Source organism: Phenylobacterium sp. (assembly GCF_036963605.1).
Lineage (GTDB): Bacteria > Pseudomonadota > Alphaproteobacteria > Caulobacterales > Caulobacteraceae > Phenylobacterium.
The window spans coordinates 1-16229 of sequence record NZ_JBALUY010000030.1 but is presented as its reverse complement, the minus strand read 5'-3'; the positions used below and the strand labels follow the sequence as shown (position 1 = coordinate 16229).

Annotated in this window: 17 protein-coding genes, 1 tRNA gene and 1 pseudogene; 15 read left to right on the top strand and 4 right to left on the bottom strand. The window is 68.6% G+C overall.

Annotated features, from left to right (window positions below; genetic code table 11):
• Positions 1-245: 245 nt before the first annotated feature.
• The 6 genes from V7702_RS07585 to V7702_RS07560 all read left to right on the top strand — a co-directional run bounded on the left by V7702_RS07585 (position 246) and on the right by V7702_RS07560 (position 4755).
• The gene (locus V7702_RS07585) at positions 246-1547 is read left to right on the top strand and encodes a replication-associated recombination protein A (RefSeq protein ID WP_335649523.1); all 1302 of its coding nucleotides are present in this window, start codon (positions 246-248) and stop codon (positions 1545-1547) included.
• A gap of 63 nt (positions 1548-1610) precedes the next feature.
• Positions 1611-2048, top strand: a complete 438-nt coding sequence (locus V7702_RS07580; protein ID WP_335649522.1) for a hypothetical protein — start codon at positions 1611-1613, stop codon at positions 2046-2048.
• Between the two features lie 9 nt (positions 2049-2057).
• Positions 2058-2801, top strand: a complete 744-nt coding sequence (locus V7702_RS07575; RefSeq protein WP_335649521.1) for an RluA family pseudouridine synthase — start codon at positions 2058-2060, stop codon at positions 2799-2801.
• Positions 2802-2844: 43 nt separating this feature from the next.
• On the top strand, positions 2845-3330 hold the full coding sequence (locus tag V7702_RS07570; protein ID WP_335649520.1) for a CC0125/CC1285 family lipoprotein: 486 nt from the start codon (positions 2845-2847) through the stop codon (positions 3328-3330).
• Between the two features lie 55 nt (positions 3331-3385).
• A complete protein-coding gene (gene crcB / locus V7702_RS07565) occupies positions 3386-3766 on the top strand; it encodes a fluoride efflux transporter CrcB (protein ID WP_335649519.1) in 381 nt (126 codons plus the stop codon).
• The gene (locus tag V7702_RS07560; protein WP_335649518.1) at positions 3766-4755 is read left to right on the top strand and encodes an RluA family pseudouridine synthase; all 990 of its coding nucleotides are present in this window, start codon (positions 3766-3768) and stop codon (positions 4753-4755) included. The genes crcB and V7702_RS07560 overlap by 1 nt, the downstream gene beginning before the upstream one ends.
• Here the strand turns inward: V7702_RS07560 and V7702_RS07555 are convergent.
• Positions 4752-5996: a DUF1501 domain-containing protein gene (locus tag V7702_RS07555; RefSeq protein WP_335649517.1), complete on the bottom strand. Its 1245-nt coding sequence runs from the start codon at positions 5994-5996 to the stop codon at positions 4752-4754. The genes V7702_RS07560 and V7702_RS07555 overlap by 4 nt on opposite strands.
• A complete protein-coding gene (locus V7702_RS07550) occupies positions 5993-7396 on the bottom strand; it encodes a DUF1800 domain-containing protein (protein ID WP_335649516.1) in 1404 nt (467 codons plus the stop codon). Before V7702_RS07550 ends, V7702_RS07555 begins: the two co-directional genes overlap by 4 nt.
• Positions 7397-7479: 83 nt before the next feature.
• Between V7702_RS07550 and V7702_RS07545 the strand changes: the two genes are divergently transcribed.
• From V7702_RS07545 to V7702_RS07530, 4 genes are all read left to right on the top strand, one after another.
• Complete coding sequence (locus V7702_RS07545) at positions 7480-8211, top strand: ATP12 family chaperone protein (RefSeq protein ID WP_335649515.1); 732 nt, start codon at positions 7480-7482, stop codon at positions 8209-8211.
• Between the two features lie 91 nt (positions 8212-8302).
• Positions 8303-9829, top strand: a complete 1527-nt coding sequence (locus V7702_RS07540) for an acyl-CoA carboxylase subunit beta (protein WP_335649514.1) — start codon at positions 8303-8305, stop codon at positions 9827-9829.
• A gap of 112 nt (positions 9830-9941) precedes the next feature.
• Positions 9942-10793 (top strand): BON domain-containing protein, encoded by an 852-nt coding sequence (locus V7702_RS07535; RefSeq protein ID WP_335649513.1) that lies wholly within the window; start codon positions 9942-9944, stop codon positions 10791-10793.
• 42 nt (positions 10794-10835) lie between these two features.
• A complete protein-coding gene (locus tag V7702_RS07530; protein WP_335649512.1) occupies positions 10836-11633 on the top strand; it encodes an aminoglycoside phosphotransferase family protein in 798 nt (265 codons plus the stop codon).
• On the opposite strand, the gene msrB is transcribed toward V7702_RS07530, so the two are convergent.
• Positions 11630-12121, bottom strand: a complete 492-nt coding sequence (gene msrB, locus V7702_RS07525; RefSeq protein ID WP_335649511.1) for a peptide-methionine (R)-S-oxide reductase MsrB — start codon at positions 12119-12121, stop codon at positions 11630-11632. The genes V7702_RS07530 and msrB overlap by 4 nt on opposite strands.
• Positions 12122-12200: 79 nt before the next feature.
• Between msrB and V7702_RS07520 the strand changes: the two genes are divergently transcribed.
• From V7702_RS07520 to V7702_RS07510, 3 genes are all read left to right on the top strand, one after another.
• Positions 12201-12521 (top strand): heavy metal-binding domain-containing protein, encoded by a 321-nt coding sequence (locus V7702_RS07520; RefSeq protein WP_300577418.1) that lies wholly within the window; start codon positions 12201-12203, stop codon positions 12519-12521.
• A gap of 11 nt (positions 12522-12532) precedes the next feature.
• Complete coding sequence (locus tag V7702_RS07515) at positions 12533-14512, top strand: acetyl/propionyl/methylcrotonyl-CoA carboxylase subunit alpha (protein ID WP_335649510.1); 1980 nt, start codon at positions 12533-12535, stop codon at positions 14510-14512.
• A gap of 113 nt (positions 14513-14625) precedes the next feature.
• Positions 14626-14988, top strand: coding sequence for a PRC-barrel domain-containing protein (locus V7702_RS07510; protein ID WP_335649509.1), 363 nt, complete (start codon positions 14626-14628; stop codon positions 14986-14988).
• Here V7702_RS07510 and lipB read toward each other — a convergent pair.
• Complete coding sequence (gene lipB / locus V7702_RS07505) at positions 14970-15737, bottom strand: lipoyl(octanoyl) transferase LipB (protein ID WP_335649508.1); 768 nt, start codon at positions 15735-15737, stop codon at positions 14970-14972. The genes V7702_RS07510 and lipB overlap by 19 nt on opposite strands.
• Between lipB and V7702_RS07500 the strand changes: the two are divergent.
• Together V7702_RS07500 and V7702_RS07495 are read left to right on the top strand one after the other, a co-directional pair.
• Positions 15736-16063, top strand: a pseudogene (locus V7702_RS07500) (FliM/FliN family flagellar motor switch protein). The gene lipB and the pseudogene V7702_RS07500 overlap by 2 nt on opposite strands.
• A 62-nt stretch (positions 16064-16125) precedes the next feature.
• A tRNA-Leu gene (locus V7702_RS07495) sits at positions 16126-16210 on the top strand.
• Positions 16211-16229: the final 19 nt, after the last annotated feature.

The following is a 16229-nucleotide window of genomic DNA, read 5'->3' as shown; positions in this document are numbered from 1 at the left end:
CTCTTTCTAAGCGGCTCGTCGGAATTGGTAGCCGCTGGTGCTGTTTATGGAGTCGTGACGGCCTCGCTGTGGGTCATGACCCATTCACTGATCTACCGCCGAGGTTGATGCCGAACGTCCGCAACGGATCGCGTGTGGTCACGGCGCCCAGAGCCGAAAACTGACTTCGGCTCGGCCCATCGGGCTGTCGAGCCTGACCCCAAGTGGTTGCGGCGAGCGCGTCCGGCATTTGCTATGAGTCTGCCATGGCCGATCTCTTCGAAGCCGCCGGGCTGACCCCGCACGCGCCCTCGCCGCTGGCCGACCGCCTGCGCCCGCAGACCCTCGGCGAAGTGGTGGGGCAGGACCATCTGCTGGGGGAGGACGGCCCCATCGGCCGCATGGCCCAGGCCCACCGTCTGGCCTCCATGATCCTGTGGGGGCCGCCGGGGACCGGCAAGACCACCATCGCGAGGCTGCTGGCCAAGGCGGCCGGCTATGAGTTCCAGCAGCTCTCGGCGGTCTTCACCGGCGTGGCGGATCTGAAGAAGGCCTTCGAGCAGGCCCGGGCCCGGCGGCTGGCCGGCCAGTCGACTCTGCTGTTCGTCGATGAGATCCACCGCTTCAACCGCGCCCAGCAGGATGGCTTCCTGCCGTTTGTGGAGGAGGGGATCGTCACCCTGGTGGGCGCCACCACCGAAAACCCGTCCTTTGAGCTGAACGGGGCGCTGCTGTCGCGCTGTCAGGTCTTCGTGCTCAAGCGCCTGGACGACGAGGCGCTCACCACGCTGCTGGCCAAGGCCGAGGCCTTCGAGGGGCGCGCCCTGCCGCTGGAGCCCGAGGCCCGCCAGGCGCTCGTGGCGCTGGCCGACGGGGATGGTCGCTACCTGCTGACGCTGGCCGAGACCCTGTTCAACATCGGCACGGCCAAGGCGCTGTCGACCAAGGAGCTGGGCGCGATCCTGCAGAAGCGCAGCCCGGCCTATGACAAGGACCGGGAGGAGCACTACAACCTCATCTCGGCCCTCCATAAGTCGATCCGCGGCTCGGACCCGGACGCCGCCCTCTACTGGCTGGCCCGCATGCTGGCCGGCGGGGAGGACCCGCTCTATCTGGCCCGTCGTCTGATCCGGACGGCCGCCGAGGATATCGGTGCGGCCGATCCCATGGCGCTCGTGCTCGCCAATGCGGCCAAGGACACCTACGACTTCCTGGGCAGCCCCGAGGGCGAGATTGCGCTGGCCCAGCTGGTGGTCCACCTGGCCACCGCGCCCAAGTCCAACGCCGTCTATGTGGCCTTCAAGGCGGCGCAAAAGGCGGCCAAGGCGACGGGTTCGCTGATGCCGCCGGCCCATATCCGCAACGCGCCCACCCGGCTGATGCGCGACCTGGGCTATGGCAAGGGCTACGCCTATGACCACGACACCGAGGAAGGCTTCTCCGGCCAGAACTACTTCCCCGACGAAATGCAGCGGCCGGTCTTCTATCGCCCCAAGGGCGAGGGGGCCGAGGGGCCGATCAAGGCGCGGCTGGACCGCTGGGCCGAGCTTCGCGCCCGCAAGTCCTGATCAAAGACCGTTGTTCGCCGAAACCTGCAGGCCTAGACTGAGGTCTTGCTGCGGGAGGGCGTGATGTTCGAAATCGTCAAGGCCAAGGCCGCCCCCTGGCATCTCTGGGTGGTTGGCGTCGTGGCGCTGCTGTGGAACGGGTTCGGCGGCTACGACTATCTGATGAGCCATCTGCAGGGCGAGGCCTACTACCGGCAGGTGGGCATGAGCGAGGCCCAGATCGCCTATATGGCCGCCTATCCTGCCTGGATGCATGGGGTGTGGGCGCTGGGCGTCTGGAGCGCTGTCGCAGGTTCGGTCCTGCTGCTTCTGCGCAGCCGGTTTGCGCTGCACGCCTTCGTCCTCTCCCTGCTGGGCATTGTCGGCAGCAATGGCTACGCCCTGTTCACGCCGGGCGGCTGGGCCTTGATGGGCGGACCCATGACCCTGGTGATCGCGGGGATCGGGGTATTTCTGCTTGCCTATTCTTGGGCGATGACCCGCGGGGGCGTTCTACGCTAAGGGAGGCCGGTGAAGCCGCCCCGCAATATCCAGCTTTCCGCCGAAGAGATCGCCTGGGTGCGGTCCATGGTGATCTACGAGGACGCCGACCTCCTGGCTCTGAACAAGCCGTCCGGACTGTCCAGCCAGGGCGGGCGAGGGCAGGTCCATACCCTCGACGAGCTGCTGTTCGCCTTCGCCAAGCCTGGCAAGGCTCGGCCGCGGCTGATCCACCGGCTGGACCGCGACACCTCCGGCGTCATCCTGACGGCCAAGACCAAGCCGGCCGCCTCGGCGCTGGGCAAGGCCATGATGGCCCGGCGGTTCGGCAAGACCTATCTGGCGGTGGTCGCCCCGGGACCGCCTGAGCCGCCTGTGGGTCTGATCGACAAACCCATGCGCCGCGAAGAGGTGGGCCGCGAGGCCTATATGCGGATCTGCGCCCCTGACGCCGAGGGGGCCGAGAGCGCCCAAAGCCACTACCGCACCGTCTCGGTGGGCGCCGGCGCGGCTCTGCTGGAGCTGTCGCCGCGGACGGGCCGCATGCATCAGCTGCGGGTTCACCTGGCCTCCATCGGCCGGCCGATCGCTGGAGACGTGCGCTATGGCGGCGCGCTTAGTCTGGGCGGCCAGGCCTGCGCGCGGCTGATGCTGCATGCCGCAGCCCTTGAGGTCCCCCTGCCGGACGGCGCGCGACGGCGCATCACGGCCCCGCCGCCGGCGGATATGAGCGCTTTCTGCGCAGGCCTGGGTTTGGTGATCCCGGCCGTCTGAGCGCGGAACGGAACAGCGGTCGGTCGCGGTACGTTGATAGGGCATGAAGCGAGTTCTTGCCTGCCTGTCCCTCTGCGCTGTCCTGGGCGCCTGCGCCATGGCCGACACGGCCTATGCGCCGGCCTACGGCCCCCGCGGGGCCGGATTCTCGGAATACCGGATCGAGCCTGGCCGCTTCCGCGTCACCTTCCAGGGCGGGCCTGGCGCGCCGCCGCAGCAGGTCGCCGATTATGCGCTCCTGCGCGCGGCCGAGCTGACCCTGGCCGAAGGCTATGACTGGTTCGCCATCACGGACCGGGCCACCTCTGGCCGGCCGGATGCTGGCCCCCGGGTTTCGCTGGGCACGGGCGGCGGTTCCTACGGGGGCCGCAGCGCCATTGGCGTCGGCGTCGGCACCAGCCTTTCCCTGGGCGGCGGTCCTGCGGTGGCCCAGAGCCTCGAGGTTGTGATGGGCACGGGCCAGCGACCCGCCGATCCCAACGCCTATGACGCCCGCGGCGTCCGCGACTCCCTGCGACCCCGGGTCTGAGGCGTCGCCTCAATCTGCGCTTGGCGGCGGGAAGGCTCCCCCGGCATAAGGGGCCATGGATAAGCTAATTCTGATCGCCATCGGCGGCGGCGGCGGCGCAGTGATGCGCTACCTGCTTGGGGTGGCGAGTTTTCACCGGTTCGGGAGCGCGTGGCCCGTGGGCACCTTTCTGGCCAATGTCAGCGGCGGCCTGTTGATGGGTCTGCTGGTGGGCTGGCTCGCCCAGCGGGGCGGGGCCGATCAGGAGCGCTTGCGCCTGCTGCTGGGAGTCGGCCTGCTCGGCGGCTTCACCACCTTCTCGGCCTTTTCCCTGGAGACCGCATTGATGATCGAGCGCCGCGCCTATGGCGAGGCCCTGGGCTACGCCCTGGTGTCGGTGCTGCTGTCGGTCACCGCCCTGTTCGTGGGTCTGATGCTGATGCGCAGGTTCGCCTGATGCGTGAGGTCCGCAACATGGTCGTCGATCCCGCCGAGGGCGGGGTGCGTCTCGACCGCTGGTTTCGCCGCCGCTGGCCCCACCTGACCCAGGGCCAGCTGCACAAGCTGATCCGTTCGGGCCAGGTCCGGATCGACGGCGCCCGCGCCAAGCCCGACACCCGGCTGGAGGGAGGCGAGACCGTGCGCGTGCCGCCGCTGCCTGACACTCCCGCCAAGGGCGACAGCCGCAAGAGCGTCGAGCTGCATCCCCGGGACGTGGCCTATGTGAAGGGCCTGGTGATCTATGAGGACGAGGAGGTCCTGGTCCTCAACAAGCCCTCCGGTCTTGCGGTCCAGGGGGGCACCAAGACGACCAACCATGTGGACCGCCTGCTGGGAGCCTGGGGGGACGGCCTGGCGCGGCCGAGGCTCGTCCACCGCCTGGACCGGGACACCTCGGGCGTCCTGGTGCTGGGCAAGACCCCGTCGGCGGCGGCCAAGCTCGCCGGCGCCTTCGCCCGCCGCAAGGCGCAGAAGACTTATTGGGCCCTGGTCATGGGCAATCCGCGCCCCACCGAAGGGGTGCTGGAACTGCCGCTGGTCAAGCGCGGCGTCGGCGACCGCGAGATGATCGTGCCGGCCGAGAAGGGCGACAAGGACGCCGATCCCGCCGAGACCGAGTTCGTCACCATCAGCCGCGCGGGCCCCCGGGCGGCCTGGATGGCCCTGCGGCCCCACACCGGCCGGACCCACCAGCTGCGCGCCCATATGAAGGCCATGGGCCACCCGATTTTGGGCGATCCCAAATATGGCGACGAGGCCTCGGCCCAGCTGTCGGGCCTGCTCAAGCTGCAGCTCCACGCCCGCCGACTGACCCTGCCGCATCCGTCCAGCGGCATGCTGATCCTCGAGGCGCCGCTCAGCCCGGAGATGAAGGCGGGCTTTGCGCGCTTCGGTTTCGATGAGCACGAGGCCGACCCCGAGCCCTTCGGCCGCAAGCGGCGCTAGACGAAGCCGAGGATCGGCGGCGCTGTGGCGCTGTCGGGGAAGACGGTAGTGTCCAGGGCCCGGCGATCGACCCCCATATGCTCGGCCAGGACACCCTTGAACAGACTGCGCAGGTCGGCCGTCGGGGCCAGGTCGCGGTTCTCGAATAGCCGCGCCTCCTGCAGGGTGGGCCAGTCGCCGATGATCCCGCCGGGCTTCAGCCCGCCGCCCAGCAGGAGGGCGGTGGAAGCCGTGCCATGGTCGGTGCCTTGGGTGCCGTTGATCCGGGCGGTGCGGCCAAATTCGGTGACCACCAGGACCACGGTCTCCCCCCATCCCGCGCCCAGCCCGTCCTTCAGCCCGCCCAGCATGGCGTCGAGATAGGCCAGTCTGCCGGCCAGGGCCCCGGCCTGATTGGCGTGAGTGTCGAACCCGTCCAGGGAAATCGCGACCAGGTCGGTGGCGGCGCCCTCCTGCATGAATCCGGCGACCGTGCCGCCCAGGCGGCCGGCTGCCTCGCGGCTGTCGCCCATCAGGGTGCGGGTCAGCCTGGCCGTCTCCGCCGCGCTGAGGTCGCCGCCGGCCTCGGGCGCCAGGCGGGCGATGTTGGCCTGGGCCAGGGCTTCGGTCTTGAGGCCCCGGGCCAGGGCCGCGCCCAGCACGGGATCGTCGCCATAGAGATCCTGAACCAGCATCGGCAGGCGCGCCTGCGCCTCCACGGCGCGCCCGGGGGACCAGGAGGCGGTAGGGACCTCGCCCCGCAAGACCAGGGGCGCGACGGGGCCCACCGATAGGCCCTCCGCCTCGGTCTTGCCCGACAGACTGGCCAGGGCGCGGTTCAGCCAGCCGGAGCTGATGTCATCGCCCGCCGCGCTCTCCAGCCGGTCCTGGGCCTCGAAGTGGGAGCGGATCCGCTCGGGCATGGCCACGGCCGGCGCGATCCTCCCCTGGCCTGCGCCCACGAGACGATGGACGGTCTTGAGCTCGGGATGCAGGCCGAAGTCGCCGTCCAGGCGCAGGGCTTCGTCGGTCAGCGCGAGCTCCCGGCGCAGGGCGACATAGTTGGGATCGCCCACTGGCGGCGTCATGGAGAGGCCGTCGGCGGCGCCCCGGAGGATGACCAGCACGAACTTCTTGCGCCCCGGCGCGGCGAAGGCCGGCGCGGCGACGAAGGGCAGGGCGAGGCCGAAGCCGGCCCCGGCGGCCAGCACCCGGCGACGGGTGGGCGTCCAGGCGGAGGGCTCCGGGATTGAGCGGGTCATCGGCGTTGAAACTCCGGGCTCATGAGCAGGAGGGCGAGGCCTTCGTCGCGGGACTCGGCGCGGGCGATGGCCTTGGCGGTGAGGGGCGACAGCCGGACGCCCAGGGCCTGGGCGGCCAGGTCGGAGGGATCGCGGTTCCGGACCGCCTTGGGCGCGAACGATTCTGTCCAGACCAGGCGTTTGATGATTCCGTCCGGTGTGGCCCAGGCGGCCTCTTCCTCAGGCCAGCCCTCGGGGGAGGGGGCGTAGAAGGGGCGCTGGCCCATGGCGCTCAGCATGGCCAACTCGTTGTGCGCCCGGGGCGCGGTGTCGGTCGCCCGCCAGCTGGAGATCAGGAATTCGTAGGGGGTCTTGAACTTCTTCGCCTCGGGCGCCCAGGACTCGGGAGCCGAGATCAAGGCGGCGGCTACCTGGTCCAGCGCCCCATCGGATTTGAGCCAGGCCTGTTCCAGCCGGGCGACCAGGGCCGGCGGCGGATCGTCGGCCACGAAGTGGCGGGCGATCTTTCGCGAAATAAAGCGGGCGGTCTCGGGACGGGCGGCCAGATCGCGCAGGATGGCCACGGACTGGGCTTCGCCTTCAACCTCGTAGCGCACCCCCAGCACGGTTCGTGGGCCAGGTTCGTGGGCGATGGTGCGGAAGTGGGACTGACCCATCTCTTCAGGCGCGGTGTTCAGGCCGCGAAAGGTGATGCCCGTCAGGGCGCGGGCGAACTCGGTCACATCGGCCTGGGTGTAGCCGCCATTCACCCCGACGGTGTGCAGCTCCAGGATTTCGCGGGCCAGATTCTCATTCAACCCCACCTGCCGCGGAGCCCTCCGATCCGCCATGCGCTGCGCCAACGGGCTTGTGGGCCCGACGGAGCCGTTCTGATCGAGATAGAGCAGCATGGCCGGATGGGTCTCTGCGGCCACCAGCAGGTCTGTAAAGGCGCCGAAGACATGGGGCCGGATGGCCGTGGTCTCGAACGGACCGATAGTGGCCGTGCGGACGAAGTTTCCTGCGCCCACGGTGAAATGATTGGCCCAGAATAGCGCCCATCGCTCGGCGAAGGCGCTTTCCGTGGTCGCCCCCTGAATCGCCCGCTGGACGATGTCGGCCTCGATCTCCTTGCGAAGGGCCTGGCGCTGAGCATTGAGTTGCGGGCGGAGCGCCTGGGCCTCGGAGCTTTGGCGGCGGTTGGCCGCCTGGAATGCCGTCTGAGCCTCGCGGAAGGCCTTTAGAGCTCTGGTCCGGTCGAGCGGCAGGGCGCGCTCAGGCCCAGATGCGGGCGCGCCGAGCTGAGCTCTCAGAAAGCCCTGCGCATCGCGCCGGGCCTCGGCGATTTCGCCGGGGCGGCCCCCAAGGCCAAAGCGGGTGGCCGCGATTGCGGCCTGGAGATCACGGTCGGGCAGGGCCATAAGGCGCCTCCTTGCACGTGGTGGGCCTGATCCCCATTCCACGTTTCTCCGGCCCACCTCCGTCGCATCCAATGGAGTCGAATTTGAGACGTGGTTTTCAAGAGGCGACCGACAAGCCCCGGCGCTTCTACAAGGACGTGGCGATTTCGCAGGCGGACGGCGGCTTCGCCATCCTGCTGGATGATCGTCAGGTGCGCGGCCCCCTGGGCGGGCGTCTGCTGGCCCCGACCCGCGCCCTGGCCGAGATGATCGCCGCCGAGTGGGAGGGCCAGGGCGAAACCCTGGACATCGCCGGCATGCACGCCGCCCGCCTGGCCAACACCGCCATCGACTCCATTCCCCAGGCCCGCGCCGCCACGGCCCAGGCGGTGGCCGACTATGCCGGGTCCGACCTGCTCTGCTATTTCGCCGAGGATCCGCAGGCCCTCGTGGCGAGGCAGAGCGCGGCCTGGGAACCGGTGCTCACCCGGGCCGAGCGGGAGTTTGGCGTCGCCTTCGTCCGCGCCGCCGGCATCATTCACCAGGCCCAGCCCGAGGCGACCCTCGAACAGGTAAGAACCCTGGCCGAGCGCCTGGATGACTTCCGGCTGGCCGGCGTCGCCTTCGGCGCCTCGCTCTATGGCTCGGCCGTGCTGGCGCTCGCGCTGCAGCGGGGCTGGCTGGACGGCGCCCAGGCGCTGGCCCTGTCGCGTCTGGACGAGATCTTCCAGGAGGAAGCCTGGGGCGTCGATGAGGAGGCCGCCGAGCGGGCGGCCAGGCTGGCGGAGGAGTCGGCCATGCTGGACGCCTGGTTCCGCGCCCTAGACGCGGCGTAGGCGCAAAATTCCCTGACGCGGGGTGAACTTGCGCGGCCCTGCGGCGCCCATTACGGCTGGACAGTCAGTGGTCGTCAGGGAGGGGTTCGGCGTGAAGCAGGTCCTCATAGAGCTCGAAGCCAAGCGGGAAACCGCCCGTCAGGGAGGGGGCGCCCGCCGGATCGAAGCCCAGCACGCCAAGGGCAAGCTCACCGCCCGCGAGCGGGTGGACCTGCTGCTGGACGAGGGCTCCTTCGAGGAGTTCGACATGTTCGTCGAGCACCGGGCCACCGACTTCGGCATGGCGGACCAACGGGTCCCCGGTGACGGAGTGGTCACCGGCTGGGGCACGATCAACGGCCGAACCGTCTTCGTCTTCTCGAAGGATTTCACGGTCTTCGGCGGATCTCTTTCCAGCGCGCATGCGCAAAAGATCCTCAAGGTTCAACGTCAGGCCCTGAAGATGGGCGCCCCGATCATCGGCCTGTTCGACGCCGGCGGGGCCCGCATCCAGGAGGGCGTCGATTCGCTGGCCGGCTATGCCGACATCTTCCTGGAGAACACCCTGGCCTCCGGCGTCATCCCGCAGATCGCGGTGATCATGGGCCCCTGCGCCGGCGGTGACGTCTATTCCCCGGCCATCATGGACTTCATCTTCATGGTGAAGGACACGAGCTACATGTACGTGACCGGCCCTGACGTGGTGAAGACCGTCACCCACGAGGATGTTAGCCACGAGGACCTGGGTGGATACCGCGTCCACGCCATGAAGTCCGGGGTCGCCGACGGCGCCTTCGAGAACGACCTGGAGGCCATGACCCAGGTGCGCCGCCTGGTGGACTTCCTGCCGACCTCGAACCGCGAACGCCCGCCGGTGCGGATGAGCCTCGACGGCGCCGAGCGGGAGGAGCCCAGCCTCGACACCCTGGTCCCGGCCAATCCCAACAAGCCCTACGACATGAAGGAGCTGATCCTGAAGGTCGTGGACGAGGCCGATTTCTTCGAGATTTCCCCAGACTTCGCCAAGAATATCATCTGCGGCTTCGCCCGCATGGACGGCCAGCCGGTGGGCATCGTCGCCAATCAGCCGCAGGTGCTGGCCGGGGTGCTGGACATCGACGCCAGCCGCAAGGCCGCCCGCTTCGTCCGCTTCTGCGACGCCTTCGAAATCCCGCTGGTGACCTTTGTCGACGTGCCTGGCTTCATGCCAGGGACCCGGCAGGAGCAGGGCGGCCTGATCCGCCATGGCGCCAAGCTCCTGTTCGCCTATGCCGAGGCCACGGTGCCCAAGATCACCGTCATCACCCGCAAGGCCTATGGCGGCGCCTATGACGTCATGAGCTCCAAGCACATTCGCGGCGACCTGAACTATGCCTGGCCGACGGCCGAGATCGCCGTGATGGGCTCCAAGGGCGCGGTGGAGATCATCTTCCGCAACCAGACCGAAGAAGAACTGGTCGCCCGGGAAGCGGAGTACAAGGACCGCTTCGCCAACCCCTTCGTCGCCGCCAGCCGTGGCTATATCGACGACGTGATCATGCCGCACGGCACGCGCCGCCGCATCGTCCGCGGCCTGCGCAGTCTCAAGGGCAAGGTCCTCCAGAACCCCTGGAAGAAGCACGACAATATCCCGCTGTGATCTGACCGCTGTGTAAGCCGCTGGTTGGACAATTTCGGAACAAGGCCGGGGCGAGCCTGTTGTTTTGAGGGGAGGGCGAACGCGCACCCTTCTAAGACACGGGAGAACCACCATGGCTGACAGATGGACCGAAGATCAGGATCGTGGCCGCGCCCGCTGGCCCCGCCGCGGAGAGGACGCAGGCCCGCCGCGTAGTCGCCAGGGCGGCGGCGCTTCCGCCGATTACGGCGCTGAAGATCGCAGTTTCGCGCCAGGACGCCAGGGCCGCGGCCACGTGTTCGGGGAGCGGGAAACCGGGGTCGACTACGAGCACAGCACGCAGCCGACCTATCGCAACGAGCCGTCCCCTGATCGTTACGAGGACCGTGACCGGATCTATGGCGAGGGCTATTTCGGCCAGGAAGGCTACGCCATGCAGAATGGCGGCTTTGGCGGCCGGGGCGATATCGATGACCCGCCGCGCAGGCAGCGGCCTGAGACGCGGCGGGCCTATGCCCGCGCCTATGGGGATGAGGGCCGGCTGGTCCGCGATTCCCACGACCGTGGCTTCTGGGACCGGACGACGGACGAGGTCGCCTCCTGGTTCGGCGACGAAGACGCCGAGCGCCGCCGCCGGTGGGACGAGGCGCGCAGCCACCGGGGCCGGGGCCCTAAGGGCTATGTGCGGCCTGACGAACGAATCATGGACGATGTCCATCACGCCCTGACCGACGACCCCTGGCTCGACGCCTCCGAGATCGAGGTTGGCGTGAGCGACGGCGAAGTGACCCTCAGCGGCACGGTGGACGACCGCCTGGCCAAACACCACGCCGAGCACTGCATCGAGGACATCCACGGTGTACGGCACGTCCAGAACAACCTGCGGGTCAAGGCCCGAGTGGACCAGCCCTCGGCGGTGACCGGCCAGCAGGGCCGCATGGCCACCAACTCCACCCTCGCCAAGGTCACCGACGGCGAGGATTAGCGCTGATTGCCCAGCGTGCCGCCGCCGGCCTAGGTTGGCGGCATGGGCGCTGGGCTTGAAGATTTTGAACCCTGGCTCGCCCTCTGGGACCTGGTTCCGGAGGGCGATGTCATGTCCATGCCAGTAACCCGCTCGCGCCTGCTGCCGGTGCGCGCCGGCGCCCAGGCGGCCATGCTGAAGCTGGCTCACAGTCCAGATGAGCGGCGCGGGGGCGCCATCATGGCCTGGTGGGACGGGCAGGGCGCAGCGCCGGTCCTCGCCACCCAGGAAGAGGCGCTGCTGATGGTTCGGGCCACAGGCGTCCCGCTCACCCAACAGGTGCTGGCTGGGAAGGATGAGGCCGCCACGGCGATCCTGTGTCAGGTGGTCGCCAGGCTGCATGCGCCACGGGACTCAGGCCCGCCGGCCGCGCCCTCTTTGGCCAGGCAGTTTTCAGCCCTGATCCAGTCCACCGACCCGACCCTGGCGCGCGCCCGTCGCGTGGCCTCCGGCCTTCTGGCGACTCCCCGCGACCCGGTGCTGCTGCACGGGGATATCCACCACGCCAATGTGCTGGACTTCGGCGCCGACGGGTGGCTGGCCATCGACCCCTGGGGGTTGGTGGGTGAGCGAGCCTATGACTACGCCAACATCTTCCCCAATCCCGACCTGGCCTCTGTCACCGCCGACCGCTTCGCCGCACGCCTGGCGCAGATCGCACGGACGGCCGATCTGGAGCCGGCCCGGCTGAGGGACTGGGCCCACGCCCATGCCGGGCTGTCGGCCGCCTGGCATGCGCAGGATGGCAGTGATCCGGCCGCGGCCAGGGCCGTGCTCGCCATTATCGAGGCGGCCGGTTAGCCCGCGCCCATATGGGCGTTGTCGCCGCGGCCCAGGGGATCGCGCAGGGGCTGGCCGTCGCCGACGAACTCCAGCGACACCGAGTTGATGCAGTAGCGCAGGCCCGTCGGCCGCGGCCCGTCGGGGAAGACGTGGCCCTGGTGGCTGTCGCACCGGGCGCAGCGGGTTTCGATGCGCACCATGCCGTAGCTGACGTCGCGGACGGCGACCACATGGGCCTCGTTCATCGGCGCGAAGAAGCTCGGCCAGCCGGTGCCGCTCTCGAACTTGGTGTGGGCGCGGAACAGGGGCAGGCCACAGAGACGGCAGCAATAGACGCCGTCCTCCTTGTTATCGAGCAGGCCGCCGCAGAAGGGCGCTTCGGTGCCATGCCGCAGCAGGACCTCGGCCTCTTCGGTGGAAAGGTCGGCCTCGAGGGCCTTGCGTTCCGCAGGGTCGGGCGGGGAGAGATCGAATTCGGTCGTCGGGGAGTCGGCTGGCTTGGTCATGATCACCAATCTAAGGTTCGTCCCCACGGAGCGGAAGGACCCCCGCGTTCGATTGGGGGCATGTCGGGAGAGGCCAGGAATGATCACCGCCACAACACCCACCCTCGCAGAGCGGGAAACCGCCAGCACCCTGGGCGTCGTCACCGGGGAGGCGATCATCGGCGCCCACATCTTCCGGGACTTCTTCGCCGGCATCACCAACATCATCGGCGGCCGGGCCGGCGGCTATGAAAAGGCCCTGCGCGAGGCTCGCGACATCGCCCTGCGGGAAATGTGCGACGAGGCCCGCAGCCTGGGCGCTGACGCCGTGGTCGGCGTCGATCTGGACTACGAAACCCTGGGGGTCGAGAACGGGATGCTGATGGTCAGCGCCTCGGGTACGGCGGTGAAGCTGCGTTGAGTTCGGTGACCATGTTTTCCAAGATCCTGATCGCCAATCGCGGCGAGATCGCTGTCCGCATCATCAAGACCTGTCGCCGGATGGGGATCGCCACGGTGGTGGTCTATTCCGAGGCCGACGCCGATTCCATGGCCGTGGAGATGGCCGACGAGGCGGTCTTCATCGGGCCTGCGCCGGCGTCCGAGAGCTATCTGGTGGCCGACAAGATCGTCGCGGCCTGTCGTGAGACCGGGGCGCAGGCCGTCCATCCGGGCTTCGGCTTCCTGTCGGAAAACGCCGGCTTCGCCCGGCGGTTGGCCGAGGAAGGCATCGTCTTCATCGGCCCCAACCCCGAGGCCATCGCGGCCATGGGCGACAAGATCGAAAGCAAGAAGGCCGCCGGCCGCGCCGGGGTCTCCACCGTGCCTGGCCATGTGGGCGAGATTTCCGACACTGCTCACGCCGTCCAGATCGCCGAGGAAATCGGCTATCCGGTGATGATCAAGGCCAGCGCCGGGGGCGGGGGCAAGGGCATCCGGGTCGCCTGGACCCGCAAGGACGTGGAGGAGGGCTTCCCTGCCGTCCAGTCCGAGGCCCGTTCCAGCTTCGGCGACGACCGGATCTTCATCGAGAAGTTCATTGAGAGCCCGCGCCATATCGAGATCCAGGTGCTCGGCGACAAGCACGGCCATGTGGTCCACCTGTTCGAGCGGGAATGCTCGATCCAGCGGCGCAACCAGAAGGTCATCGAGGAAGCGCCCAGCCCCCTGCTGGACGAGGCGACCCGCAAGGCCATGGGCGACCAGGCCATCGCGCTGGCCAAGGCGGTCGGCTACGACAGCGCCGGCACGGTGGAGTTCGTGGCCGGCCAGGACCGCAGCTTCTTCTTCCTGGAGATGAACACCCGCCTGCAGGTGGAGCATCCGGTCACCGAACTGATCACCGGCGTCGACCTGGTGGAGCAGATGATCCGCTCGGCCGCCGGCGAGCCGCTGGCCTTCTCCCAGGATGACCTGTCGATCAACGGCTGGGCGATCGAGAGCCGGATTTACGCCGAGGATCCCTATCGCGGCTTCCTGCCCTCCATTGGCCGGCTGGTGCGCTACCACCCCCCGGAGGAGCGCGACGGGGCGCATCTGAAGGTTCGCAACGACGCCGGCGTCCGCGAGGGCGATGAGATCTCGATGTTCTACGACCCGATGATCTCCAAGCTGTCCACCTGGGCGCCGACCCGGATCGGGGCCATCGACGCCATGGGCGAGGCCCTGGAGAATTTTCACTTCGAAGGCCTGGGGCAGAACATCCCCTTCCTGGCCGCGGTGATGGACCAGGAGCGCTTCCGGTCAGGCCAGCTGTCCACCAATTACATCAAGGACGAGTTTCCCGACGGCTTCCAGGGGACGACCGCCACGGACCGGCAGCAGGACATCCTGATCGCCGCGGCCTGCGCCATGCACCGGGTGGTGAGCGAGCGGGCCTGGCCCGGGCGGGCGCGGGAGGACTGGGTGGTCAACGCCCAGGGCGTCGATCATCCGGTAAAGCTCAGGGGCGAGGGCGGAGCCACGGTGGTCGAGCTGACCGAGGCGGGCCGCATCCTGACCCTGACGGAGATGGACTGGCGGCCGGGGGCGGCGGTGTTCTCCGCCATGCTGGAGGGGCGGCGGTTCACCGTTCAGGTGCGGGCCGCCGCCGATGGGTTCGTGATCCGGCATCGGGCCGTGGAGTGCCGCGTCCGGGTCCTGACGCCCGTCTCCGCCGTGCTCTACAAGCGCCTGCCGCCCAAGAAGGTCGCCGATACCGCCAAGCTGGTCCTTTCGCCCATGCCTGGCCTGGTGGTGACTCTGGATGTGACCGTTGGCCAGGAGGTCAAGACCGGCGAGACGGTGGCGATCATCGAAGCCATGAAGATGCAGAACATCATCCGCGCCGAGCGGGACGGGGTGGTCAAGGCGGTGGGCGCAAAGCAGGGCGATTCCGTCGCCGCCGACGAGGTGCTGGTGGAGTTCGCCTGAACTCGGCGAGCCTCCTGAAGGCGAGAGTTCGGACCAGCTCCACTGTCGGAACATCCGTGGCCGAAGACGTGTTCTGGAGGTGCGACACAACCTCAAGACATGGAGTCTTCCCAATGGCCACTGAAGCTGCCGACCGCACCGACATGCGCCTGATCGCCGCCGACAAGGTCGAGGGCGTGAGCGTCTACAATCCCGCCGGCGACAAGCTGGGCACGGTGGAGAACATCTTCATCGACAAGGTGTCCGGCCAAGCCGAGTTCGCCACCATGGCCTTCGGCGGCCTGCTCGGCATGGGCGAGAAGCACTATCCGCTGCCCTGGTCGGTCCTGACCTATGACACCGACAAGGACGGCTTCGTCGTCGCCCTCGAGAAGGAAACCCTCGAAGGCGCGCCGGGCTATGACAAGTCCCGCTTCTCCACCACCGACTATGGCTGGCGCGAAGAGGTCAGCGGCTATTACGGCGCGACGGTCTGACCGGACGCCAATGACATAGGACCGGGCAGGGGCGGATCGGCCGCCTCTGTCGGCCCAAAGGTGGCCTCGAAGCCGGCGCGGAGACCCGCGTCGGCTTCGTCCATGGTGACGGGCAGGCCGAGGTCTACCAGGCTGGTGACCCCATGCTCGGTGACGCCGCAGGGCACGATGCCGGCGAAGTGGCCGAGCTCGGGCTCGACGTTCAGCGCGATCCCGTGGAACGACACCCAGCGCCGCAGCTTGACGCCGATGGCCGCGATCTTGTCCTCCTGCGCGGCGAAGCCGGGGGTGCGGCGCTCCACCCAGACCCCCACGCGGCCAGGCCGAATCGCGCCTTCGACATTGAAGCGACCAAGCGCGCCGATCACCCAGGCCTCCAGGGCTGCGACGAAGGCGCGCACATCCCGACGCCGCGCAGTGAGGTCGAGCATCACATAGGCCACCCTCTGGCCTGGCCCATGATAGGTGAACTGACCGCCGCGCCCGCTCTGGAACACCGGGAACCGGTCGGGCTCCAAAAGGTCGTCCGGCTTGGCCGAAACCCCGGCCGTATAGAGCGGGGGGTGCTCCAGCAGCCAGATCAGCTCGCCAGCCCGGCCCTCGGCGATGGCCGCAGCCCGCGCCTCCATGGCGGCCACGGCGGCCTCATAGTCCACCAGGCCCGAAGAGATCGCCCAACCCACGGGACGGCCATCCTCGCGGGCGAAGATTGGTGTTTCGGTCGGCGGATTTAACGTGCGGTCAAGCATGAGCCGTCAATGTGGGGTCTTAGCCCGCCGGCTGCAAAGCCGCAGATGGGTTGGTGTTCAGGGGTGTGGGTTTGTCCAGTCAGGTCGAGGCGGTCAATGTCGAGATTTCGGTGGTGCTGGGCCGCGCCTCCCTGCCCATGCAGCAACTCCTGCGCATGGGCCGCGGGGCGGTGATTCCCCTCGACGCCACGGTCAACGAAGAGGTCTGGATTCTGGCCAACAATCACCCCGTGGCGCGCGGGGAAATCCAGATCAGCGATGACAAGATCGCCATCGCCGTGACCCGCGAGGCGAATGTGTTCGACTACATGGCCGGCGGAAGCTGACGGACGGAAAACTGTCCTTCACAAAGCCGCGGTGGTTTGCTACGCCCCGCGGCTCACCACGAGCGGTCGTGGCGGAATTGGTAGACGCGCAGCGTTGAGGTCGCTGTGGGGCAACCCGTGGAAGTTCGAGTCTTCTCGACCGCACCAGTGAAACCAGGAACGGCAG